A 22744-nucleotide genomic window follows, 5' to 3' on the forward strand; every position below is an offset into this window, starting at 1 on the left:
CGCGATGACCCACCCACGCATCCGGATAAACACGCGGCTCCCTCGGGTGCTGCTTGCCGTGCTGGCCGGTTCGCTTTTGAGCACGCTCGCTCATGCCGATAACGACGGTCCCGCACGCGTCACCCCCGTGGACAACAGCAGCACCTCGATTCGCACGGCGGCCCTGCCCTCGACTTCGTCCGCGGGACCTGCGGTCAACACGGCGGGCCTCGCGAGCGGTACCACTGGCGCCGGCACCGGCGCGGTGACAGCTTCGCCGCCGCCCGCCAATGCGGCGCCAGGCCAGGTCGTGGTCGGCGGCAAAGTGCCCGACGAGGCGACTAAAGCCGCTGTGCTCGCGCGTTTGCGCGAAACGTATGGCGCGGCCAACGTGGTCGACCAGATCGAGGTTGCCGACGTCGCCACGCCGCCGAACTGGTCGGCCAACGTGCAAAAGCTGATCGGCCCGCAACTGAAGCAGATCAGCAAAGGGCAACTGAAAATAGACGGCACGCAGATCGACGTGAAAGGCGAAGTGCGCAACGAGTCGCAACGTCAGCAACTCGCAAGCGACATGGCCAACGCGCTCAATCCAACCTATACGATCAAGAACGGCCTGCGCGTGAGTGCGTCCGAGCAGGGTCTGCTCGATCAGACGCTCGCCAACCGCACGATCGAATTCGAAACCGGCAGCGCTACGCTCACGCCGCAGGGCCGCGCGATTCTCGACCAGATGGCGGCGGCCATGCAGAAGATGACGACAAGGACAGTCGCGATCATTGGCCACACCGACAACTCGGGCAACCGCACGTCGAATATCGCGCTGAGTCAGGCGCGCGCCGACGCAGTGAAGGGTTATCTCGTTGCCAAGGGCATTCCTCCGCAGCAGATGACCACGACTGGCGTGGGCCCGGATCAGCCGATCGCAACGAACGACACCGCCGATGGCCGCGCGCGCAACCGGCGCATCGAGTTCCGCGCGGGCTCCTGAGCATCGGGGCTCCGAGCACAGCAATCCGGGGCGCTTTAGCGTCTTTACCCCTTGGCGCCTGGTTGCAGGAACGGCGCGCATGAAAAAGCCTGGCCCGCTCACTCGAGCGCGGGCCAGGCTTTTTTATTTCGACGCAGGCGTCTAGCTGTTTTCTTCCGGCTTCACACCCAGCAACTCGCGGATATGCGCGAGCGATCCGTCGTCTTTCACCACTGTGGAAAGCCACTGATGCAAGGGCATGTCGGCAGCCTCCGCGGCTTTGTCGGCGAAGTATGCAGCGGGATTGTGCGGCTCGGTGCTGCGAAAGAAGCGGGCCACTGCGCGCAACTGCGCGACGGCTTGCGCGCGACTCTGGATTCCTGCGATTGCCTGGCTTTGCGTGGTCGTCAACACAGGTTCCTCGCGTTGCAGTGATGTCTTGAAAGTGGGCTCGGCGCGCTCGGGTTCCTGCAACGCCGGTGCAGTCGCTCCACTCATGGACGTCTGTTGTGCCTGCGGATGCACGCCGACTTCCCGCGCGAAGCGTTCGGCAAGACGGTAGACGTTTTCGTAGGCGTCCTTCGCCTGGCGGAAGCTCGGCGCGAAGTCGCCAGCGCGGCGGTCGAGCTCCTGTTCCAGCGCGAGCATGGCCGCTTCGAATGCCTTGAGATCGGCCAGTAACGTTGAATAAAACGCGGCAGGCGTGGCGCGCTTTGAGGCGTCGATCTGTTCGATGGAAGGTTTGCCGCGTGCAATGTCGTCGGCATGGTCGGGATCGCGCTTTACGGCTTGCGCGACGTGCGCGGCGACGTCCCAGTCGATCGTGCTGTACACGTTGCCCTGCGACGACGTGAGCGGCATCGCGCGCAGCAGCTCGCCGGTGCGGCCGACGAGCCACGCGACGTTGCCAAGGCGATACTCGGTGTCGTCGCCTTCCGGTAGCGGATGAACGGTTTCCCAGTACTTTTCGCACAGCCCCGTGATCAGCGTGTAACCCTGCGTGAGACCCGTCACGCCTTCTTCAATGGCGAGCGCTTCCGTGAGCCACACCGCAAGCCGCAAGTCTTTCGTCTGGGTTTGCAGCAAGGCACTGGAACGTTCAATCACGAACGGCCAGTCAGCCTCCTTGATTTCGGTGACCCATTCGCCCTGATCGAGAGAAGGGTCCTCAAAACGCCGTGCGTGCGCAATGGCATCGAAGTCGGCGGAAAACAGAAGATCTTCGCCGCAGGGCGCAGCTTCGCTGATTGGAGCGAGCAGCGTGTTCAGATTGGTCGGCATGGCATAGAGCTATCAGGTTGCATTCGTTAAAACGCTTATACGACGGCGTACTCGAATTCGCCAGCCTCGCTCGCGCGCACCGAAATGCGCTCGATCGTCGCGCCGTTCGCAATGCGCTCCAGCACATGCTGCGCGACTTCGGGCAGCAGCGTGCCGTTCAGAATGTGGTCCACGTTGCGCGCGCCCGAATCCACTTCCGTGCAGCGGGCAAGCACCGCATCGACCAGCGACTCGTCCCACTCGAATACCGCCTTGTGGTTCGACTCGATACGGCGGCGAATTCTCTCCAGTTTCAGCTCGATAATCTCGGCGAGCACATCGTCGGAAATCGGATAGTACGGCACCACTTTCATGCGGCCGATAAAAGCCGGCTTGAACGCCTTATACAGTTGCGGACGCAAGGTTTCGGCGAGCGCGTCCGCATCGGGCAGTTCCTCTGCGCTTTTGTTCAGGCACGCCTGCATGACCGCTTGCGAACCGACATTCGACGTGAGAATGATCAGCGTATTGCGAAAGTCGATCTCGCGGCCTTCGGCGTCGTCCATCGTGCCTTTGTCGAACACCTGGAAGAACATTTCGAGTACATCGGGATGCGCCTTTTCCACTTCGTCGAGCAGCACCACCGAATACGGATTGCGGCGCACCGCCTCGGTCAGCACCCCGCCCTCGCCATAACCGACGTAGCCCGGCGGCGAGCCTTTCAGACCCGAGACGCTGTGCGCTTCCTGGTACTCGCTCATGTTGATCGTGACCATCTTGCGCTCGCCGCCGTACAACACATCGGCAAGTGCCAATGCCGTTTCGGTCTTGCCGACACCCGAAGGTCCGACGAACATGAACACGCCGCGCGGCTTGTTTGGATCTTCGAGATTCGCGCTCGCCGTGCGCACGCGCTGCGCGATCGCTTCGAGCGCGTGGTCCTGGCCGATCACGCGCGCGGCCAGCAACGGCTGCAGATTCAACACGGTCTGGATTTCATCCTTGACCATGCGGCCGAGCGGAATGCCGGTCCACGACGCCACAATTTCCGCAACGACGTGTCCGTCCACCTGCAACGGCACCATCGGTTGAGTACCCTGCAAAGCCTGCAGTTCGGCCACCCGCAGCGCGAGCGTTTCACGCGCCTGCTGCGCTTTCTCCGCCCGCTGCGCGTCGGCGCTGCTCACGCGAGCCGCGTCGATTTCAGCACGCAGGTCGACAATCTCCGTCACGAGCGCGCGTTCCCTGTCGTAGCGCGCCTCATCTTCAGCGAGGTGTTGCAGGTCTTCCTCACGCAGTTCGCGCAGTTGCGCGAGCCGTTCGTCGTGCTGCGCCCCGCTCGCCGCCTCGCGTTCGAGTGCGGCGATTTCCGCGTCGATGCGCTCGAGGCGCTTTTTCGTATCGTCGATAGCGGCCGGTGTCGAACTGTGCGCGAGCGCCACTTTTGCGCACGCGGTGTCGAGCACGCTGATCGCCTTATCCGGCAGCTGCCGCCCGCTAATGTAGCGATGCGACAGGCGCACCGCCTCGGTGATTGCGTCGTCGAGCACACGCACGTTGAAGTGCTTTTCCATTAACGACGCCATGCCGCGCAACATGGCCGCCGCAAGCGTTTCGCTCGGCTCTTCGATCTTCACGACCTGGAAACGCCGTGCGAGTGCCGCGTCTTTCTCGAAGTACTTCTTGTATTCGCTCCACGTCGTCGCTGCGATGGTGCGCAGTTCGCCGCGAGCCAACGCGGGCTTGAGCAGGTTCGCCGCATCGTTCTGTCCTGCCTGGCCGCCCGCGCCGATGATCGTATGCGCTTCGTCGATAAACAGAATGATCGGATGCGGGCTCTTCTTCACCTCGTCGATCACGTTTTTCAGACGGTTTTCGAACTCGCCCTTCACGCTCGCGCCTGCCTGCAACAGCCCCATGTCGAGCACGTGCAGCGCCACACCCTTGAGCGGCGCGGGCACGTCGTCGGCCGCGATGCGCAGCGCCAGACCTTCGACAACCGCTGTCTTGCCGACGCCCGCCTCGCCCGTCATGATCGGATTGTTCTGCCGGCGCCGCATCAGAATGTCGATAGTCTGGCGAATCTCGCCTTCGCGGCCGATCACGGGGTCGATCTTGCCTTCGCGCGCGCGCTGCGTGAGGTTGCTGGTGTACGTATCGAGCGCGGGTGTTCTGGACGGCGTGCCGGGCATGGAAGCGGACGTGGCCGGATCGTCGGCACGGTCCGTGGCGGCTTGCCCGTCCTGACTGCGCTCGACTTCGCAGGAGCCCGCCGTCAGTTCGTCGAACTTATGCTTCAGATCGGTCACGCGCACGTCGCGCCAGAGCGGCGACATGCGCTCGGCAAACTGCGCGAGATCCGGCGCGCTCAGCAATGCAAGCAGCAAATGGCCCGAGCGAATGCGTCCAATCTGCGAATCGAGCGATGCGATCAACCACGCCTGTTCGAGCAGATCGATCAGATGCCTGGAAAACACCGGCGTGCGCGTATTACCGCTTTTCACGCGCTGCAATTCACGCTCGATATCCGCACGCAACGCATGCAGGTCGATGCTGCTTGCGCGCAGCACGAGCGCGAGATCGCTCGCCGGTTCGTCGAGCAACGCCAGCAGCAGATGTTCGAGGTCCACCTCGTAATGACCGCGCGCGAGACAGTTGTTTGCCGCCTGCAACGCTGCCTGCCGGCAGGTCGGATTGAGTTTGGCGATCAGGGTGTTGAGGGACGTACTCATGTCGTGCGATCCGGTCAGGTTCTATCGTTATGGTCAGTGAATCACGTGCAGCTCGTAGCGCGCGTCCGCGCGGTCGCGGTCTGCGTCGCGCGTACAAAGAAAGGCGTCCCAGCCAAGGCGTGCGCCCTGGCTCAAAAGCGTCGGCCCTACCGCCTCACGGCGCAGTACCAGCTTCACTTCATATTCGAGCGTGACGCCCGCGAGCAGCGTCAGCATCCGTTCGAGCGCAATGGCACGATCCGCGCCCGGCAGGAAGGCCTCGTAGTCGGCCTTGTCGAGCGGGCCGATCACGAGCCGCGCCCGCATGTCGCGCTGCCAGACACGCTCGCCCGCCAGCGCCGTCGCGCCGAGTGTCGCGTTGACGCTGCCCAGCACGGTCAATTGATCGCGCGGGACGTTGTACCACTTGCCGACAAACTGTTCGACACGCACCGGAACCCTGAAATAGTCCGACAGCGTGCGTTGCAGGTACGCGGCGGACACGGGCCTGTGCCGTGTCGGGAGTGCGTAACCCGCAATGGCTTCGTCGAATAGCGCGCCTTCGCCGCTTTGCAGGCTGCTGCGCGTGTCGTTGTCGGCCACGCCGGCAAGCGCAAGCAGCAGCGGCAAATAGCGTTCGTCGCGGTCCAGTTCATAATGAAAGGGCAGACGGTACTTCTTCCACGCCGCATAAAAGAGCGCGGTGGCCCGATTCGAAAACACATCGAAGAACTCGCGTGCGGCGCGATCACGCTTGATCTGTTCTCGCGCGATGATCTGTTCGGTGTAGTGCAGCGGCAATGCGCCCTGCCCGCCGAGCAAACCGAAAAACGCCGGTGTGATGTCCACCTTTTCGAGCGAGCCGCTTTCCAGCGCCGCAGTACGTTGCGCCTTTTCTTTTAGCGCGGTGCCTTCGTCGTCGTAAGATTGCGCGCCGTGAATCTCACTCGGTGGAAACGACATCGAAAGCGAATTGCGAAACGCAATGCGCTGCGCGACGATATCGCCTGAACGCCCGGTGGCCGATGGCGCCTGTTGTGCGAACCACTTCTCGAGCACGCGCACTGCCTGAAAGAATTCAAAGCGGTGTGGCTCATCGAGAAGCTGCTCGACTACGCCAGGATCGATTCGCCGCTGCGCGGTTTGCATCGCAAGATCTCCTCGCCGGTGCGCTTCGACACGACGACCAGTTGCACAAAGCTGTTCAGATGCACGTACAGCCCGAAGAATGTATCGATCACCCGCACAAACGACGCGAGACTCGTACCGACGAAATGTTCTTCGTCGATGGTCAGGCGAATTTCAATGCCGCGCACGAACGTGGCGAACGGTTTGCCCGGCAGCCATTGCACGGCCGCGCGCTGCTCGATCCCCACCAGTCCGTCGATATGGCGCGCCGACACTGCCGTGCGCCGCAAATCGTAGAGCACCAGCATTTCTTTTAATGCGGAAAGACCGCTGCTCGCGAGCGATACGTGATTCAGCGCGAGATGAGAGATAAGCCGCCAGTGCGCGGCGCGTCCGCGCTCAAAGCGCGCGCTCGGCGTCGGCCGGCGCAGCATGGCGATGCTGCCGGTCAGCGCTCCGCCTTCGACGAACAGGTCGCCGCCCTCCAGTCCTATTGCGAGGCCAGCAGGCAAATCGCGATTCGTGCAGGTCAAATCGAGGCTCAACGTATCGGTCTGCGGCGCGGACGGTTCGAAGTCGATATCGACAATGGAGATTTCCGTCTCGTAACCGGGGCTCTTTTGCGCGACCCAGTCGTTGCGCCGCGCGAACCAGTAGTGCCCCGCGCGCGCCGCTTCGCCATGGTGCAGCGAGTAGAACGGCCGGAACTCGGTTACGGATTCCTGATGCGCCTGCTGCCTGACCAGCTTCACCGAGTCGATCGAATACACCTCGTATGCGAATGCACGACGCGCTTCGGCCACCACGGGATAAGAAACGGCCTGATGATTGACGCGAATCGGTTCAGCGTGCTGTTCGAACAGATTGACCACCGGCGTGCAAAAAAGACGCAAATGATGCGCGGACAACGCATCGAGAAGCCGCGCGACGTGCGAGTCGCTGCGCACTTCCTTCAGCACGACATGCAGCGTGAGGCGCTGGCAGCGGCCCGCCGCACGCGTCATGGCCGCCAGATCGAAGTCGGCAAAATTGAATTTTTCCGGGAATGCAAAGTACTCGGTGAGCAGCCGGTAAGCGGGGTGAGATTTGGCCGGGTAGTCGATCAGCGCGTCGTGCTCGTCAAAACCCGCTTGCGCAAGCGGTGACGTGCGTAACTGCGTCCACACGCCGCGCCGGTCGGCTTCCACATACGTGGCCATTGCATTGACGAACAGACAGTCCACAAGCGCCGCAATGAACGACTGCTCGCCGTGCAGATGCGCGCGCAAGGTACTCACTTTCAACGCGGACAGATCGAGCTGCGCAGCGGTCGATTCGAAAGTGATGGATACGATCGCGGTGGCATTGCCGGGCAATACAGTCGCGCTCGGCGCCATGGCTACCGACGTGTACTTTGCCTCGGAAATGCGCACCGGCGCGAGCGTCACGTCGTACGCGGTACGAAAACGGCACTGCACACCGCGAATAGGACGCGATTTGAGTTCGGTGCCGCGCTCGATGACAACCGGTTCCGTCAGATGGCTCGCCGCCGACGAGGTCCCCAATTGCGCAATCGAACATGAAGGAAACGGCCGCAGATAGTGCGGATAGAGCACTTCCAGCAGTGCTTCGGTGAACTCGGGGTAATCGTCGTCGAGCTTCTTGTTGATGCGCGCGCCGAGCAAGGCGAACGACTCGATCATGCGCTCGACGTGCGGGTCCTCGCAGTGCTCGCCGGATATCGCAAGGCGCGCCGCGATTTTCGGGTAGCGCTCCGCGAAATCGCGCGAATAGCGCCGCAGAAACGACAGTTCGCGCTCGTAATACGGCAGCAATTCTTCCATCATCTATCCCCGAACCCGAACTCTGTGCGCCTGATCCATTACCGCCGTTGCGCGTCGCGGCGGCGCTCAGACAATATCCAGGCGAAGCGTCAAAATAATAAACAGCGCCTACAGTTTCGCGCGTGCACGCGTCACCGAGTATTGCAATGTCGAAGGCTGCAACATTGCGTCGAAACTGACCGGTTCTTCTGCCGGATGAACGACCAGCAGCGCCTGAATTGCGAAGTAAAGCGCATTGGTCGATTGTTCGTTCAGTTCGAGTGTCACCGATACCTGCTGCAGGCGCGGCTCATGCCGTGCGATCGCCTGTTGAATCGATTTGCAAATGAATGTGCGGTCATAGTGACTCGCGAGGCTCAAACCCGCGAAGTCGTTCAAACCATAAGTAAGCACCGAGCGCTGACACTCCGGCAAAGCGGCGAGTTCATGCTCCGTGAGCGCGATTCGCGTGTTCAGGATCGCTTCGACGTCGCGCGCGACAGTGCTTTTCAGTTCATCCAACGACAATTGCCGCATCGCCGGTGAAGCCGGCAGATGCGGTTCGTCGTCGAACAGCTTGTCGAGAAAGCTGGGTTCGAAGCGTTTCATCAGCGTCCGAAGAAGCAGTTCCTGCAACGCGCACGCGGCGCGCGGCCGTCCTTGACGGACGATGCGCGCGTCGCCGTGCGCCGCCGCATTACACCGCGTACGTCTTGTCGTTCTTCGTCAGGCTCCACGCGCCTTGCGCGTTGCCGCCCTGGTTGCCGCCGATCTTCTGCTGCGTGTACTTCCACTGCACAGCGGCGTACTTCAGCGAGAACTGTTCGCTCGGCAAGCCTTCACCGACCACGCTCGGCGTCACGCTGGAGATGATCACATACTTCAGCTTGACTTCCAGATACTTGATACGGTTGCCTTCGCCGTCCGAACGCATGAAGTCGATCGTGACTTCGTCGAACGTCGTGCCGCCCGATGCATGCTGATAAATCAGCGGGCTCACCACGTCGATGTCTTTTGTGAACACCATGTCGGCATGCTCACAACGCTCCGAGGTGTGACCGCCCGCGGTAGAAGCCGTTGCCGAACGCGGCTGCGTGATCGAGTGGCTCCACGAATCAATTTCGATCCAGCCAGCGTGATCTTTATCGGCGGACTCGCCTTTGATCGCCGGATTGCCGAATTTTAAATAGATGTCCTTCATAATTCATCGACTCCCCAAAGAGGTGGTTTTAGCAGCTAGCCCGGACGGCCGGTCCGGGCTTTCTGAACTTCGTTTATGAATTGGCCGGCTTCGGCAGGTCGGCGACGAGCCGCAACGAGATGGACAGTTCGTCGAGCTGGAAATGCGGGCGCAGGAACGCAACGGAGCGATAAGCGCCCGGCTTGCCCGGAATTTCCGAAACCTGAATGGAGGCTTCGCGCAGCGGGAACTGGGCTTTCTGTTCCTGCGTCGCGTTGTCGTCGAGCAGCACGTATTGCGAGATCCAGCGGTTCAGGAATACTTCGACGTTCTGCGCCGATGCGAAGCTGCCGATCTTGTCGCGCATCATCGCCTTCAGGTAGTGCGCGACTCGCGACACCGAGAAGATGTACTGCAGCTGTGCGGACAGAACAGCGTTCGCATTCGCGCTGTCGGTGCTGTATTTCTTCGGTTTTTGCACCGATTGCGCGGCGAAGAACGCAGCGTAGTCGGAGTTCTTGCAATGCACGAGCGGAATGAAGCCGAGGTCGCTCAGCTCTTTTTCGCGGCGATCCGTAATGGCGATTTCGGTCGGGCATTTCAGCGCGATTTCGCCGTCGTCGGTCTTGAACGTGTGGGTCGGCAGATCTTCGACGAGGCCGCCGCCTTCCACGCCGCGAATTGCGGCACACCAGCCGAAGTCGTCGAATGCAGCAGTAAGACGCGCGGCGAACGCCCATGCCGCGTTACACCAGAGGTACTTGCTGTGATCCGTGCCGTCCACGTCTTCGACGAAGTTGAAGCCCTCTGCGGTCGCACCGTCTTTCGGATTGAACGGCAAGCGGCCGAGAAAACGCGGCAGCGTGAGACCGACATAACGCGAATCTTCCGAGTCGCGGAACGACTTCCACTTTGCGTATTCGACCGTGTCGAATACCTTGCCGAGATCGCGCGGCTTGCCGAGATCGGCAAACGTTTCAAGGCCCAGCAATTCAGGCGACGCCGATGCGATAAAGGGTGCATGCGCGGCTGCCGCGACGTGCGACATCTGCTCGATGAAATACACGTCTTCCGGCTGACGGGTGACTTCGAAGTCCCCGATGATCGCCCCGAACGGCGAGCCGCCGAACGTGCCGAACTCTTCTTCATAGATTTTCTTGAAGAGCGCGCTCTGGTCGAATTCGATGGCGGTTTTGAAGTCGCGCACGAGGTCACGCTTGGGCGCATGCAGCGCCTTGATCTTGACCGTCGCGCCGGTGTTGCTCTCCTTGCACAAATAATCGAGCCCGCGCCATGTGCTTTCCATGCGCTGGAATTCCGGCGCATGCATGACCGCGCTCAACTGCGCGGAAATGAGCCGGTCGAGCTCGGCCACCCGCGCGTCGATAGTCGCCGACAGGTTGTCCGAGACCACCACTGTGCCGTCGAGCACTTCGCGCACGAGTTCGCCGATCAGGTCTTTCGCGCGCGCATGTTCGGAATCGGACTTCGCGACGCGGCTTTTTTCGACGATCTCGTCGAGCAGCGTGGATTCCGTACCGCTTTGCGCGGTGGCGAGTTGGGCTGCCGCCGTTTGCTGATTCATCTCACACCCCGTACTTATTCGCCTTGCTTGTCGTGATCCGGCGCGCCGCCGTCCCGGTCCGCCGCATTGCCCTGGTCTTTTGCCAGTGCCTGCAACTGCTGCGTGTTGTTGAGCACTTCGGAAAGCAGGTCTTCGAGCTTGTCATTGCCAGCAAGCTTGTTGCGCAAATCTGCGAGCTTCGAGCGAGCTTCGAGCAGACGGCGCAGCGGCTCGATTTGCGCGACCACCTCGTCCGGATTGAAATCGGCCATCGACTTGAACCGCAGATCGACCGCGAATTTGCCTCCGGTTTCGCTCAGCCGGTTTTCCACCTGAAAGGCCGCGCGCGGCTCGATCGCCTTCATCACGTCGTCGAAATTGTCGCGATCGATGTTGACGAACTTGCGGTCGCGCAGCTTGGGCTGCTCGACTTCGGACTGCCCGGCGAGATCGGCCACCACGCCGACCACGAACGGCAGTTCCTTCACTTCGATCGCATCGCCGCGCTCGACCTCATAGGTGAGCTGCACGCGGGGCGGCCGCACTTTCTGCAAGCGTTTTTGTATGCTTTCTTTCTTCGCCATCGTCGGCTCCCGAATGCTGATGGTGTAGCGTGGGGATCAGCGCAGCGCGCTGAACGGATCTGACGCACCGCCGCTTTGCGCGGCCTTTGCAGGTGCTGCCGGTGCCGCGGGTGCCGCCGGTGCCGCCGGTGCTGGAGCCGCTGGTGCAGCCGGCGTGGTGGCCGCAGCGCTGGTGCCTGCTTCCGGCGTATCGACTGGCTTGCTCTTCGTGACGCGGCGAATCACGCGCTTTTTCTTCGGTGCCGGCTTGTCGTTCGGGTCGGGCGGGAACAGCGTGGCCTCGCCGAGCGTGTCGCGCAACTGCTTGGCAAGTGCCTGCGCGTCCGACTTCGCGTCGCCCGCGAGCGACGCGTCCTGACGCAGTTCGCCAAGCGATTGCGTGGCCACGCGCAGACCGGCAACCGCCAGCACGCTCTTGGCCTGACGGTCGGACTGGTCGCGCTGCAGCGCTTCTTGCGCGGCGACGATAGCCTGACCGTAATGACCCTGCGCGAACTGGATTTGCGCGATACGCGACCACGGCTCTTCGCGCGTGGGATCGGACTTTGAAAGCTGCTGATAAAGCGCGATAGCGCGGTCCTGATCGCCGCCTTTCGCGACAGTATCCGCATCCGCGAGTTGCTTATTAAAAGCCTCCGGCGTGCTTGCCGCGTTGTTGCCCTGTGTCGCGCAACCGGCCATCACGCCGCAAGCCAACACTACCCCAGATAGTTTTACTAACAGACGGTCATTCATCGTTTTTCACCGACGTGCGATTTTTTAATTCGAGGGAGAAACCGGAGTTTTGCTTTGCTTCAAGTGCGCGGGTATAGTACAGGCCAAATTTCGATAATTCAACTTTCATGTGAAGAAGCATTGCACGAAAAAAATGCGCGCGGATCTTTAAAACCAGGCATGCAGAAATTGTTGCCTGGCGCAATAGCGGCGCACGCGGCGGCGGAAAAAATTTCCACTCAACGGCCACGGCGCCGCGCTGGATCGGCTTTACATGCGCATCGCATAAAGCAGCAGTAAACGGCAGAAAGCGTCATGAGTGGCGGACATTTCGCTGAAATCATTTCGTTATCAATGTTTAGACGGGGGACGGCGGCCAGCCGGTCGATGGATATGAATTCGCGCCTTGTTCGCCATGCATCGCTATTGATTACCCAGGCTGCCGCGTGTGCGCTTCTGGGCGGTTGCGCCGCCGGCGTCTCCGTGCTCGGAGCCGCCGCCAACGCGGCTTTGCAGGCAAGCGGCCTTGGCAAGCCCGAATTGCCGGACGCGCAGAAACCGCCGCGCAACGTGCCTGTCACCTTATACGCGGCGCCCAATCTGAATGCCGCGAATGACAAGCGGCCATTGGCTCTGGTGGTGCGACTTTACATATTGAAAGACCCGACTTCATTCCAGCAGGCTCCATTCGACGCATTTACGGACGCGGCGAAGGAAAAGACCACACTCGGCGGCGATCTGCTTGGCGTGCGTGAAGTCACGCTAATCCCGGGCCAGCGTTACGTTGTGACCGAAAAAGTGTCGCGTGAAGCGCAGGCATTCGGTATCGTCGCGCTATTCCGCGATCCCGCCATGCAGCGTTGGAAATTCGCCTTCGACCCGGCAAAGTCGGAGAAATCCGGCATAATGGTCGGCCTGCATAACTGTGCAATGACCGTCACCAACGGTACCGTGATCCCGCCGGAACAGGGATTGCCCGCCCAGCCGCTCAATATGCTTTCTTCGGTTAGCTGCGGTTAAAACATGCCGCGACAGTGCGATTTAACATTTTGAAGAAATTAACAATGCGGCGCCCGAATGGGCTTATTCGGGGCGCGCAGCACGCTGAACCCATATAACAGGTTTGAGATGAGTTATTCCGCAAAAGTGCTCTGGGGGGAAGGCCTGTTTCTCAGGCCGCAGCATTTTCAGCGTCAGGACGCCTATCACGAGGCGCGCCTCTTCGAGTCGATCCAGGCGATCCAACCGTACAACTGGGGCGTGCGCTCCGCGCGTTTCGACCGCGACGCGCTCGGCAGCAATGTGCTGCGCGTGAGCGAACTGTCGCTGGTGTTCCCCGACGGCGCGCTCTACTCCGCACCGCAAGCGGACGACCTGCCGCCGCCCATCGCACTCGACACGTTGCCCGACGGCATCAACGAATTCACGTTCTATCTCGCGCTGCATCCGCTGCGCGAGACAGGCGCGAACTATTCGCACGACAGCAACGCGGGCTTCGTTGCGCGGTACGTGAGCGAGCAGGCTCCGGTCGCCGACCATTTCACGGACGCGGCGGAAGCGGACATCACCTTCCTCAAGACCAGCGTCAAGCTGATCGCGCACAGCGAGCCGCGCGACCAGTTGCTGTCGGTGCCGCTCGTGCGCGTGCGCCGCACTGCCACCTCGGGCTTCGAGATCGACGACAGTTTCGTGCCGCCCTGCCTCGCCATCGACGCCTCGCCGGTCCTGCATCAGCGGCTGCGCCAACTGATCGACGCGCTGCAGGCAAAGGTCAGCGCGCTGTACGGCTTTCACCGCGAGCCGACCAAGAACATCATCGAGTTCCGTTCAGGCGACATTGCGTCGTTCTGGCTGCTGCACACGGCGAGCGCGGCGTTTGCAGCGCTTGCGCATCTGTACCAGCATTCGGCGCTGCATCCGGAGCGGCTCTTTCAGGAACTGCTGCGCCTCGCGGGCCAGTTAATGACGTTCTCCAAGGGCTATGCGCTCTCCGACCTGCCGGCTTACCGGCACGACGATCCTGGCCCCGGCTTTGCACGGCTCGACATGATCCTGCGCGACTTGCTCGAGACCGTCATCTCCACGCGCTACTTTGCGATCGCGCTCGAAGAAGTGCGTCCATCGTTTCATGCGGGGCGGCTCGACTCGGGCAAGATCGACGACAAGACGATGTTCTACATTGCCGTGTCCGCCGACATGCCGACCGCCGAACTGGTCGAAGCAGTACCGGCGCGCTTCAAGGTCGGCGCGCCCGACGACGTCGACAAGCTGGTGCTCTCGGCCATGCCGGGCGTGCGGCTCGTGTACACGCCGCAAGTGCCGCCCGCCATTCCGGTGCGGCCGGGCGCCTGCTACTTCTCGTTCGAGCCGCGCGGCGGGCTGTACGAGCGCATGCTGCAAGCGCAGTCGGCCATGATCTATGCGCCCTCGGGCATCAACGATCTTCAACTTGAACTGATCGCGGTCACATCATGAGCTACGCGCCTTCACTATTCGGCGGCAGCACGCCTGCCGCGACGCCGTTGCCGGCAAGCGAACCGAGCTATCAGGTCCGCTCGCTGCTCGATTTGCTGTACGACGGCTTCTTCATGCTGTTCCTGTTGAAGAACGGCCGCGAGCCCGGCGAGGCGCACGAGTTCAGTCAGCGCATTCAGCAGTTTCTCGGCGACTTCGAGCGCGGCGCGAAAAAGCTCAATGCATCCGCGGAAGACGTGTATGCGTCGAAGTTTGCATTCTGCGCGGCGATAGACGAGTCGGTGTTGTCGTCCACCTTCAGGATTCGCGCCGACTGGGAGCGCCGGCCACTGCAACTCGTGCTGTTCGGCGAGCAACTGGCGGGGGAAAAATTCTTCCAGTATCTCGAGGAATGCCGCGCACAAGGCGCGGCGCGCTTGCAGTCGCTCGAGGTGTTCCACATGTGCCTGCTGCTCGGCTTTCAGGGCAAGTATCTGCTGGAAGGGCCGGAGAAGCTTGCGTATCTGACCGCGCGCCTCGGCGACGAAATCGCGCACATGAAGGGCAAGCGGGCGCCGTTCGCGCCGCACTGGCAACTGCCCGATCAGGTCGCGCACCGTCTCAAGCGTGAAGTGCCGTTGTGGTCGATCGGCGCAGTGTTCGCCCTGGTCGGACTGCTCGCCTATCTGGGCTTGAACACCTATCTGCGCGATCAGACCTTGCGCACGCTGGCGCCGTATTCGCAAGTGGTCAAGCTGGGGCCGCAGTCGGCCACGCTGACCATCTCGCTGCCGTAGCGCTACGCGGGGCACCATGCAATCGCAAATGAAACGGCCCGCTACAAGCGGGCCGTTTCACTTATCGCAGCGAGAATGCTCGCGGCAAGCTGCCGCTTACTGCGACTCCTCCGCCCACACCGCGTTCTCGCGCGCCATCAGCGCCGTCGACGCGGCCGGCCCGAAGGTGCCCGCCGTATAGTTGCGCGGCCGTTCGCCCGACTTCGCCCATCCTGCAAGAATAGGCTCGGCCCATGCCCATGCGGCCTCCAGTTCGTCGCGGCGCATGAAGTGCGTGAGACGCCCGCGAACCACGTCGATCAGCAGGCGCTCATAGGCTTCCGCGCGACGCTCGGTGAACGCCTGCTGCAAATCGAGGTTCAGATTCACCGGCAGCATATGCATGCCGCTGCCCGGTTCTTTCGCGAGCATCTGGAGCTGGATGGACTCTTCCGGCTGCAACTGGATCACGAGACGGTTGCCGTAATTGCGCCCGCCGCTCGGAATGATCGAGAAAGGCAGATCCGAAAATTCGATGACGATCTCGGACACCTTCTTCTGCATGCGCTTGCCCGTGCGCAGGTAAAACGGCACGTTGGCCCAGCGCCAGTTGTTGATATGCGCACGCAATGCGACGAAGGTTTCCGCGCGGCTGCCGGCCGGCACGTTGTCTTCCTCGAGATAGCCTTTCACCGCTTCGCCGTCCACCGCGCCGGCCGTGTACTGGCCGCGCACCGTGTCGCGCGCGATGTCCTCGGGCGTCATGGGCCGCAACGAGCGCAGCACTTTCAGCTTCTCGTCGCGAACGGCGTCGGGATCGAGCGAGACGGGCGGCTCCATCGCGACGATGCACAACAGTTGCAGCAGGTGGTTCTGCACCATGTCGCGCAGCGCACCGGTCTTGTCGTAGAAGCCTGCGCGGCTGCCCACGCCGACGGTTTCCGCCACCGTGATCTGCACGCGCTTGATGTACGGCGCCTGCCACAGCGGTCCGAAAATCGGATTGCCAAAGCGCAGCACCATCAGGTTCTGCACCGTTTCCTTGCCGAGGTAGTGGTCGATCCGGTAGATCTGCGCTTCGTTGAAATGCTTGCCGACTGCCGTGTTGATCTCCTGCGCGGACGCGAGATCGTGGCCGAGGGGCTTTTCCAGCACGACGCGCGAGAGCTCGTCCACGAGCCCCGCCGCCGAGAGGTTTTCGCAAATGTTCGTGAACAGATCCGGCGACGTGGCCAGATAGAACACGCGGCGCACGCCCTCGCGCGACGCTTCCTTCAGGCGTTGGTAGTCGTCGGCGGAGTCGACGTCCATGCGCACGTATTCGAACAGCGCGAGGAATTTGTCCCACGCGGCGGCGTCGAACGCCTTCTTTTCGATGAAGGGCTTGGCCTTCTGCTCCATGAACTCGGCGATGTATTCCTCGCGCGACCAGGGCTTGCGGCCGATGGTGATAATGCGCGTTTCAGGCGGCAGGTTGCAGTGCAGATGCGCCATGTAGAGCGCGGGCAGCAGCTTGCGAAACGACAGGTCGCCGGTGCCGCCGAAAATGATCATGTCGAGCGCAAGCTCGGGAGTCGCAGAAGCGTGTTGAGTCGTCATAGCGCGGTCGCAGCGTCGTGGGAAAGAGGTGTTGTGAGGCGCCGAAGGACAGCGGCCACGACTGGCCTTGGGCAAATGCAGAAAAGCGCAGACGCGGCTCGGGCTGCACGCATCGGCGGGTTTTCCGGCAAACGCCTATGGTGCAACGTTTTGAGATTGTTTGCACGGCAACATGTGCCGCAGCTTGGCGCAATATGCCAACGGCTCGGCCAAAGCCCTGTCTTGAATGGCTTTTTTCGCCGGACGACGGAGGGTGGCGTCGGCCCGAACCGGGCGACTGGAAACGCTGGCGCGGCCGACGCGTTGGTCAGATTGATGGGGCCTGCGTTCGCGTGGCCGCGTCCAACCGTGCACGGCCACGCCTGGAGGCGCCCGCCGACCCCCGCCTACCCCGCCTACCCGGCGGAAAGCGCCTGCCGCGCCACCCGGCACGCCGCCAGATCCCAGGCCGCACAGCCGACGCTTTTGAAAACAACCGGCGTTTGCGACGGCGCCCAAGCCGCGTTGTCCAGCACCGAGGCAATGCCGCGCACGCCTGACCAATCCACGCCTGCCTGAATGAAATCGCCGGCTTCGTGTTTCGCGCCGGCCATGTCGTCGACGAAAAGCGCGCTGCCCGCCAAGGTCCGCGCGCCGATCTCCACCATCTCCGGCGTGAACGCGCCGACGCCGATCACGAGGCGCCCGGCGCGCGCCGCTTCGTCATAGACGGCCTGACGGCTGGTGGTCAGCGCAATCACCGTGTCGATGGAATCGGGCAACGCTGCATCCGGCTGGGTAAGCGGGCGCAACTCGAACGCCTTGCCGCGATGCGCGGCGCAAAACGCCTCCGCGCGTGCCGGCGCACTGCCCTTCACCCATACGCGGGCTTGCGGATACAGATCGCCGATCGCCTCAAGATGGTTCAGCGCCTGCGTGCCGGTGCCGATCAGCAGGAATTCGCGCGGCGCGGCGGCCGCGAAGGTGCGGACACCGAGCATCGACATCGCCGCGGTGCGGCGGCCTGTCACCGTCGGGCCGTCGAGAATGAAGAGCGTCTCGCCGGTGTCGGCGTCGAACGCCATCACCTGGCCATGGATGGTGGGCAAGCCGCGCGACCCATTGCCCGGGCAGACGTTGACGAGCTTGTGGATCGCGAGATCGGACGCGCTCGCCGGCATGGACAGCAGAATGCCGCCGCCGTTGAGCGGCACGCCGAGCCGTTCGGGGCTGGCTATGCGCCGCTGCGCATAGTCGATGCTGGTGCGCTTCAATGCGTCGACGAGCGCGGCGTAAGGAGTCAAGCGCGCGGTCGCGGCGGCGTCGAACATCTGCGTGGTCGGACGGGTCATGGGCTGATGGGTGTTGGTGGGGCGTGGGTGTGGACGCAGTCGGAACAGTCGATTCTACGACGCGTGACCGTCTGCCTGGCGTCTTGTCAAACCGGTTTCCCCGCGCATCGCGCATGAGCCGCCCGCGGATGCGGACTTACTGCGTCGCGTCCGGTTTCGCGCCGCTGTCGGCCGACTTCTTGCCGCCCTTGAACATCGCCCGGCAAGGCGGACTCAGTTCGTCGATGTGCTGTTTCATGCAGGCGGTGATTTTCGCCTTGTTGGGAATGTCGGACGCGCAAAAATGCATTGCGTCGCCGCGGCAGGCTTTGGCCTGTTCATCGCGGGTCGCCGCATGGGTTTGGGCCGCCGTCATAGCGCTGAGCGCGACAAAGCTCGCAGCGAGCAGGGCGTGAGTTTTATTCATGTTGAGTCCTGTATCGCGGATGTCGATACAGGCGGGTAAGCAGAAAACGGGCCCGATCAGTTGCAAGCTGTTGCTGCGGGCGGTTACTGCCACCCCATCTGGCGTCGCCCGCGGCCTTCGTCCGCACGCGGCGGCTCACCCCTCACCGTAACGAAGCGTCATGCCGCGGCCCGCATAAAAGCGCGTGATCGTCGCAAACGGCAGATAGACATTCGCCTGCTGCGCCCCGATTCCCGAGGGATTGTGAAACCACACCCCGCCCGGATCGCGTCCATGCAGCAGAACCAGGTGCCCGCCGCGGCGCTGATTCGGCTCGTCGGGATAGCGGATCTCGGGGCTCACGGACACAATCGCGAGCGTGCGCGAATCCAGACGCGCGGCGATATGCTCGAGCGAAGCCTGCGGCAGCACGTCGACATGCACGCCGAACGCATCTTCTACCCAAGCAGCAAACGGGCGGTAGATCAGGCCGTCCACGCCGCCGTCCTCGCGCATGCGATACACGCCGTGCCGCAACGCGTCGTCGAGCAGCGCCGCCCGCGGGCCGTGTTCGATGCCCCAGTAGTCGAGCGCGGACTCGAGGCACGTCAGACCGCAAAGGCGTTTGGCCCAAAAGCGGTAGCGTTGCCGATCCAGAAAGCCGCTTCGTTGCCAGCCTGGGTCGTCGCAAGGATCGCGGTTCTTCTCCACGATCGGGCCAACCCACTCCGGGCTACCCCATTGCGTGTAGTAAGGCACGCCGGTATGGCGCAACACGGGTTCATTCATGCTGATGCGAAAGAGAAAAGCGCCGCGCTCACAGCATGCTGCGAGGCCGCTGCATCGTGCCGTCGAAAAAGCGCTGCAAACGGAACGCGGACAGATCGAGCGACGGCTGTCCGCCGTCGTTGAACTCCGCCAGCAGCTTGCCGACAATCGGTCCCATTGCAAAACCATGTCCGCAGAATCCGGTGGCGATGGTGAGACCGGGCACTTGCGGCGGCGCGTCGATGACCGGAATGCCGTCCGGCAACACGTCGATCAGACCGGCCCACGACTCCACCACCTGCGCGTCCTTCAACGCGGGAAAGAGCGCGCGCAGTTTCGCGAGCGCACGCGGCGCGTGGCCCGCGTTCGGCTGCGGCTGCGGATCGCGCGGATGCAGCACGCGCTCGTTTGGCGGCACGACGCCCGGCAAACGGTCGCGCAAATCGCGCAGACATGCGCCGTTCAGATGAAAACTGAATTTCTCGCGCTGACTCCACAGTTCCGGCAAAAACCACTTGAGCGCGCGGAAGTGGCCGAGCGTCATGTCGACGTCGACCTGCATGTCGTCGGCGAGATTGATCGCGCCGTTCGCGCGCTGCCGGATGCCAAGGCCATGTCCCCAGAAAGTCGATGCGCTCACGACTGGCAGTGGATTCGTGCGCATGCAGGTACCGCGCACCGCCTGCTGGGGCAATTCGAGGCCGATTGTTTTCAGCAGGCGCCAACTGCTCGCGCCCGCGGCGCAAATGAAACGCGACGTACGCACCGTGCCGCGTTCAGTCACCACGCCGCTGATCGCGCCAGCCGCGCGCTCCATGCCGAGCACACCGCAGCCTTCGAAGAAAAGCGCGCCGGCTTGCGCGGCCCGCGCGGCGAAAGCGGCTGCCGTGCGGCGCGGTTCGGCCTGACCGTCGCTTGGCGTATAGAGTCCGCCGAGCGCCGGACCTTGCATGCCGGACACCACCGTGTCGATCTGCTTGCGCTCGAGCGTGCGAGTATCGAGCCCGTGCTGCCGCGCAACGTCCATCCATTGCTGGAACGAGGCCCAGTCCGCCTCGTCGGTCGCGACGTAAAGGCAGCCGCCCTGGCGCCACTCCAGATCGAAGTCCAGTTCGCGCTCGAGGTTGGTCCACAACGCAATGCCGGCCATCATCAGCGGGACTTCCGCCGACTCGCGGCCCTGCTGACGCACGAAACCCCACGCACGCGACGACTGCTGTCCGGCAATCCGCGACTTGTCCAGCACGACGACGGACAACCCGCGCCGCGCGAGGTAGTAGGCGGCCGCGCAACCCATGATGCCGGCCCCGGCGATCACCACGTCGGCCCGCTCGGGGAACGGCTGGTCTGCGGACGTGAAACCGGCATGAAGCGGATAGGTGGTCGTCATCGAGTGAGGAAGTTTTTAAGTGCGGGCATAATCTTCGCAGGCAGGCCGGTAATCCGCAATGCAGCGCTTGCAGCGCAGATCTGGAAAGCCCGTTCGGGTCCGCGTTCGGCGTTCGGCGTTCGGCGTTCGGCGTTCGGATCTTCACCCCGGGCATGGTTCATTTATCCGCCAAACGAATAATCGGTAAATATCCGCGCAACAGATACGCTCGCGCTCTATTCGCCCGGCGAATATTTGCCAAATATCCGCGATACGAATAAACTACAAATATTCGTTTGCCGGATATTTGCCATGCTGCATGTCATCGCCACCCCGGATCAGATTGCCCAGATTCTTGCCGCCAGCCGGCGCCAGGCCGGTCTGACGCAAACCGAAGCCGCCGCACGCGTCGGCGTGAGCCAAAGCCGCATTTCCGCGTGGGAAACCGACGCCGCCGCGCTGACCGTCGCACAGCTGCTGTCCCTATGCGGCGCGTACGGCATGCAACTACAGATGCGCGACAAGAACCAGCCGCAAGAGCAAGCGGCGCCGCAGGCCGAGTGGTAGGCATGGCGCGGCTCACTCATTCACGCGCGCTTTCGGTGTGGGCGAACGGCGAGCGTGTCGGCACATGGCGCCTTCCGCCTCGCGGTCCAATGGAATTTTCCTACGACACGGCGTGGATCGGCTCGCCCGCCGGCCGGCCCTTGTCGCTCTCGTTGCCTTTCATGCCTGGCAACATGGCGCACAAAGGGCCGCGCGTGCTCAATTATTTCGACAATCTGCTGCCCGACAGCGAGGTCATCAGAAAGCGTATTGCGCAGCGCTACCGGACCGGGACGCTCGACGCCTTCGACCTGCTGCAAGCCATCGGCCGCGACTGCGTGGGCGCCGTGCAGTTGCTGGCCGAGGACGAAGCGCCGGTGGGCGTCGACCGGATCGAAGGTACGCCGCTTTCCGAGGGCGAAATCGAGGCAATGCTGACGCGCACGGTCAGCGCGCCCGCGCTCGGCCCGGCAGAGCAAAGCGACGACGACTTTCGGATTTCCCTCGCGGGCGCGCAGGAAAAGACCGCACTGCTGTGGCACGACGGGCAATGGAAGCGGCCTCACGGCGCGACGCCCACCACGCACATCTTCAAGCTGCCGCTCGGACTTGTCGGCAACAAGCTGGCAGACCTCAGCACCTCCGTCGAAAACGAATGGCTATGCCTGCGCATCCTGCGCGCCTATGGCCTACCGGTGGCGAACACGGAAGTCATGACCTTCGGCAGACAGCGCGTGCTGAGCGTCGAGCGCTTCGACCGGCAACTGCATTCAAGCGGCCAATGGCTGCTGCGCCTGCCGCAAGAGGATTTTTGCCAGGTGTACGGCGTGCCCTCGCATCGCAAGTACGAGAACGAAGGCGGTCCCGGCGTGCTCGACCTCGCGCGCGTGCTGCAGCAATCGGTCGCGGCCTCGCAAGACATCGAAACGCTGCTCGCGAGCCAGATTCTGTTCTGGATGCTCGCCGCGCCGGACGGCCACGCGAAAAACTTCAGCATTCGCCTGCTCGCGGGCGGCCAGTACCGGCTCACGCCGTTGTACGACGTCATGTCGATCTGGCCAGTGGAAGGCAACGGCCCGAACCAGTGGTCGTGGTTCAAGGCGCGCCTTGCGATGGGCATGTGGTCGCGCAGCAAGCACGACGCTTTTCGCGACGTGCAGCGGCGCCACTTCAACACCATGGCGCTCAAGTGCTCGTATGGCGCAAGCGCCGAACCGCTGATAGAACGCCTGCTCGAACAGACGCCACAGGTAATCGATCAGGTCTCCGCACAATTGCCCGAGCGGTTTCCCGGCAAGGTCGCAGAACGCATCTTCAAAGGTCTGAGGAATTCGGCGGCAAAGCTGGCGGCCATGCCGCCCAACTGAGCGCATCGGCAGGAGCCCGGATGGATATGACCCGTTTTCGCCGGTAAAATGCGTCTATTCAGAACGCATCGAAAAGCGCGTGCCTGAGCGCACGGGAGAGTCCGAAGCGCATCGCCGTATCGGCGGGATTTCCGGCTGCATGAACAGACGCAACGCCGCGGTTACAAAACGCCGACTGCGCGGTTTTTTGCGGTACATTTGCTGTCCCCCGCGTAGCCGCGTTGCGCTGCGTGCATGATGCATCGCCGCGTTACGCC

General features: G+C 62.6%; 21 protein-coding genes. 6 read left to right on the top strand and 15 right to left on the bottom strand.

All coding sequences use genetic code 11. The annotated features are described in order from the left end of the window. Positions 1-4 precede the first annotated feature (4 nt). Complete coding sequence (locus JNB89_RS13410) at positions 5-970, top strand: OmpA family protein (protein ID WP_220362476.1); 966 nt, start codon at positions 5-7, stop codon at positions 968-970. A gap of 141 nt (positions 971-1111) precedes the next feature. On the opposite strand, the gene tssA is transcribed toward JNB89_RS13410, so the two are convergent. The 10 genes from tssA to JNB89_RS13460 all read right to left on the bottom strand — a co-directional run bounded on the left by tssA (position 1112) and on the right by JNB89_RS13460 (position 12142). Further along, complete coding sequence (gene tssA, locus JNB89_RS13415) at positions 1112-2230, bottom strand: type VI secretion system protein TssA (protein WP_220362477.1); 1119 nt, start codon at positions 2228-2230, stop codon at positions 1112-1114. A gap of 35 nt (positions 2231-2265) precedes the next feature. Continuing rightward, positions 2266-4941, bottom strand: coding sequence for a type VI secretion system ATPase TssH (tssH, locus tag JNB89_RS13420; RefSeq protein ID WP_220362478.1), 2676 nt, complete (start codon positions 4939-4941; stop codon positions 2266-2268). Positions 4942-4974: 33 nt separating this feature from the next. Further along, positions 4975-6069: a type VI secretion system baseplate subunit TssG gene (gene tssG, locus JNB89_RS13425; protein WP_013343178.1), complete on the bottom strand. Its 1095-nt coding sequence runs from the start codon at positions 6067-6069 to the stop codon at positions 4975-4977. Beyond that, positions 6033-7871, bottom strand: coding sequence for a type VI secretion system baseplate subunit TssF (tssF, locus tag JNB89_RS13430; protein WP_220362556.1), 1839 nt, complete (start codon positions 7869-7871; stop codon positions 6033-6035). The genes tssG and tssF overlap by 37 nt, the downstream gene beginning before the upstream one ends. A 108-nt stretch (positions 7872-7979) precedes the next feature. Further along, the gene (gene tssE / locus JNB89_RS13435) at positions 7980-8459 is read right to left on the bottom strand and encodes a type VI secretion system baseplate subunit TssE (protein ID WP_013343176.1); all 480 of its coding nucleotides are present in this window, start codon (positions 8457-8459) and stop codon (positions 7980-7982) included. 88 nt (positions 8460-8547) lie between these two features. Beyond that, positions 8548-9051, bottom strand: a complete 504-nt coding sequence (locus JNB89_RS13440; protein WP_013343175.1) for an Hcp family type VI secretion system effector — start codon at positions 9049-9051, stop codon at positions 8548-8550. 73 nt (positions 9052-9124) lie between these two features. Next, positions 9125-10615: a type VI secretion system contractile sheath large subunit gene (tssC, locus tag JNB89_RS13445; RefSeq protein WP_013343174.1), complete on the bottom strand. Its 1491-nt coding sequence runs from the start codon at positions 10613-10615 to the stop codon at positions 9125-9127. 14 nt (positions 10616-10629) lie between these two features. Then, positions 10630-11178 carry a type VI secretion system contractile sheath small subunit gene (gene tssB / locus JNB89_RS13450; RefSeq protein ID WP_013343173.1) on the bottom strand — a complete coding sequence of 183 codons (549 nt, stop codon included), beginning with the start codon at positions 11176-11178 and terminating at the stop codon, positions 10630-10632. A gap of 36 nt (positions 11179-11214) precedes the next feature. Continuing rightward, positions 11215-11913 carry a tetratricopeptide repeat protein gene (locus tag JNB89_RS13455; protein ID WP_135895040.1) on the bottom strand — a complete coding sequence of 233 codons (699 nt, stop codon included), beginning with the start codon at positions 11911-11913 and terminating at the stop codon, positions 11215-11217. Next, entirely contained in the window at positions 11906-12142 is a 237-nt protein-coding gene (locus JNB89_RS13460; RefSeq protein ID WP_157059525.1) for a hypothetical protein, read from the bottom strand. Before JNB89_RS13460 ends, JNB89_RS13455 begins: the two co-directional genes overlap by 8 nt. 143 nt (positions 12143-12285) lie before the next feature. On the opposite strand from JNB89_RS13460, the gene tssJ reads away from it, so the two are divergent. The 3 genes from tssJ (at position 12286) to icmH (ending at position 15143) form a co-directional block, all read left to right on the top strand. Beyond that, positions 12286-12912 carry a type VI secretion system lipoprotein TssJ gene (tssJ, locus tag JNB89_RS13465; protein WP_041729736.1) on the top strand — a complete coding sequence of 209 codons (627 nt, stop codon included), beginning with the start codon at positions 12286-12288 and terminating at the stop codon, positions 12910-12912. Positions 12913-13020: 108 nt separating this feature from the next. After that, positions 13021-14367, top strand: coding sequence for a type VI secretion system baseplate subunit TssK (gene tssK / locus JNB89_RS13470; protein ID WP_220362479.1), 1347 nt, complete (start codon positions 13021-13023; stop codon positions 14365-14367). Beyond that, on the top strand, positions 14364-15143 hold the full coding sequence (gene icmH, locus JNB89_RS13475) for a type IVB secretion system protein IcmH/DotU (protein WP_013343169.1): 780 nt from the start codon (positions 14364-14366) through the stop codon (positions 15141-15143). Before tssK ends, icmH begins: the two co-directional genes overlap by 4 nt. 96 nt (positions 15144-15239) lie before the next feature. On the opposite strand, the gene zwf is transcribed toward icmH, so the two are convergent. The 5 genes from zwf to JNB89_RS13500 all read right to left on the bottom strand — a co-directional run bounded on the left by zwf (position 15240) and on the right by JNB89_RS13500 (position 20595). Continuing rightward, a complete protein-coding gene (gene zwf / locus JNB89_RS13480) occupies positions 15240-16721 on the bottom strand; it encodes a glucose-6-phosphate dehydrogenase (RefSeq protein ID WP_013343168.1) in 1482 nt (493 codons plus the stop codon). Positions 16722-17116: 395 nt separating this feature from the next. Beyond that, a complete protein-coding gene (gene lhpI, locus JNB89_RS13485; RefSeq protein ID WP_220362480.1) occupies positions 17117-18052 on the bottom strand; it encodes a bifunctional Delta(1)-pyrroline-2-carboxylate/Delta(1)-piperideine-2-carboxylate reductase in 936 nt (311 codons plus the stop codon). Between the two features lie 136 nt (positions 18053-18188). Beyond that, the gene (locus JNB89_RS13490) at positions 18189-18458 is read right to left on the bottom strand and encodes a hypothetical protein (protein WP_013343166.1); all 270 of its coding nucleotides are present in this window, start codon (positions 18456-18458) and stop codon (positions 18189-18191) included. A 135-nt stretch (positions 18459-18593) separates the two neighbouring features. Continuing rightward, on the bottom strand, positions 18594-19226 hold the full coding sequence (locus JNB89_RS13495; protein WP_220362481.1) for a C39 family peptidase: 633 nt from the start codon (positions 19224-19226) through the stop codon (positions 18594-18596). Between the two features lie 28 nt (positions 19227-19254). Next, the gene (locus JNB89_RS13500) at positions 19255-20595 is read right to left on the bottom strand and encodes an NAD(P)/FAD-dependent oxidoreductase (protein WP_220362482.1); all 1341 of its coding nucleotides are present in this window, start codon (positions 20593-20595) and stop codon (positions 19255-19257) included. 291 nt (positions 20596-20886) lie between these two features. Here JNB89_RS13500 and JNB89_RS13505 point away from each other — a divergent pair, with 291 nt between their 5' ends. Further along, a complete protein-coding gene (locus JNB89_RS13505) occupies positions 20887-21141 on the top strand; it encodes a helix-turn-helix domain-containing protein (protein WP_220362483.1) in 255 nt (84 codons plus the stop codon). Between the two features lie 2 nt (positions 21142-21143). Continuing rightward, a complete protein-coding gene (locus JNB89_RS13510; RefSeq protein ID WP_220362484.1) occupies positions 21144-22487 on the top strand; it encodes a type II toxin-antitoxin system HipA family toxin in 1344 nt (447 codons plus the stop codon). Positions 22488-22744: the final 257 nt, after the last annotated feature.

The organism is Paraburkholderia phenoliruptrix, from assembly GCF_019511605.1.
In the GTDB taxonomy this organism is placed as follows: domain Bacteria; phylum Pseudomonadota; class Gammaproteobacteria; order Burkholderiales; family Burkholderiaceae; genus Paraburkholderia; species Paraburkholderia phenoliruptrix_A.

Bases quoted from the DNA above. Each gene is read 5' to 3' on its own strand.
- JNB89_RS13410 (WP_220362476.1), top strand. From the start codon at position 5: ATGACCCACCCACGCATCCGGATAAACACGCGGCTCCCTCGGGTGCTG.
- tssA (WP_220362477.1), bottom strand. From the start codon at position 2,230: ATGCCGACCAATCTGAACACGCTGCTCGCTCCAATCAGCGAAGCTGCG.
- tssH (WP_220362478.1), bottom strand. From the start codon at position 4,941: ATGAGTACGTCCCTCAACACCCTGATCGCCAAACTCAATCCGACCTGC.
- tssG (WP_013343178.1), bottom strand. From the start codon at position 6,069: ATGCAAACCGCGCAGCGGCGAATCGATCCTGGCGTAGTCGAGCAGCTT.
- tssF (WP_220362556.1), bottom strand. From the start codon at position 7,871: ATGGAAGAATTGCTGCCGTATTACGAGCGCGAACTGTCGTTTCTGCGG.
- tssE (WP_013343176.1), bottom strand. From the start codon at position 8,459: ATGAAACGCTTCGAACCCAGCTTTCTCGACAAGCTGTTCGACGACGAA.
- JNB89_RS13440 (WP_013343175.1), bottom strand. From the start codon at position 9,051: ATGAAGGACATCTATTTAAAATTCGGCAATCCGGCGATCAAAGGCGAG.
- tssC (WP_013343174.1), bottom strand. From the start codon at position 10,615: ATGAATCAGCAAACGGCGGCAGCCCAACTCGCCACCGCGCAAAGCGGT.
- tssB (WP_013343173.1), bottom strand. From the start codon at position 11,178: ATGGCGAAGAAAGAAAGCATACAAAAACGCTTGCAGAAAGTGCGGCCG.
- JNB89_RS13455 (WP_135895040.1), bottom strand. From the start codon at position 11,913: ATGAATGACCGTCTGTTAGTAAAACTATCTGGGGTAGTGTTGGCTTGC.
- tssJ (WP_041729736.1), top strand. From the start codon at position 12,286: ATGAATTCGCGCCTTGTTCGCCATGCATCGCTATTGATTACCCAGGCT.
- tssK (WP_220362479.1), top strand. From the start codon at position 13,021: ATGAGTTATTCCGCAAAAGTGCTCTGGGGGGAAGGCCTGTTTCTCAGG.
- icmH (WP_013343169.1), top strand. From the start codon at position 14,364: ATGAGCTACGCGCCTTCACTATTCGGCGGCAGCACGCCTGCCGCGACG.
- zwf (WP_013343168.1), bottom strand. From the start codon at position 16,721: ATGACGACTCAACACGCTTCTGCGACTCCCGAGCTTGCGCTCGACATG.
- lhpI (WP_220362480.1), bottom strand. From the start codon at position 18,052: ATGACCCGTCCGACCACGCAGATGTTCGACGCCGCCGCGACCGCGCGC.
- JNB89_RS13490 (WP_013343166.1), bottom strand. From the start codon at position 18,458: ATGAATAAAACTCACGCCCTGCTCGCTGCGAGCTTTGTCGCGCTCAGC.
- JNB89_RS13495 (WP_220362481.1), bottom strand. From the start codon at position 19,226: ATGAATGAACCCGTGTTGCGCCATACCGGCGTGCCTTACTACACGCAA.
- JNB89_RS13500 (WP_220362482.1), bottom strand. From the start codon at position 20,595: ATGACGACCACCTATCCGCTTCATGCCGGTTTCACGTCCGCAGACCAG.
- JNB89_RS13505 (WP_220362483.1), top strand. From the start codon at position 20,887: ATGCTGCATGTCATCGCCACCCCGGATCAGATTGCCCAGATTCTTGCC.
- JNB89_RS13510 (WP_220362484.1), top strand. From the start codon at position 21,144: ATGGCGCGGCTCACTCATTCACGCGCGCTTTCGGTGTGGGCGAACGGC.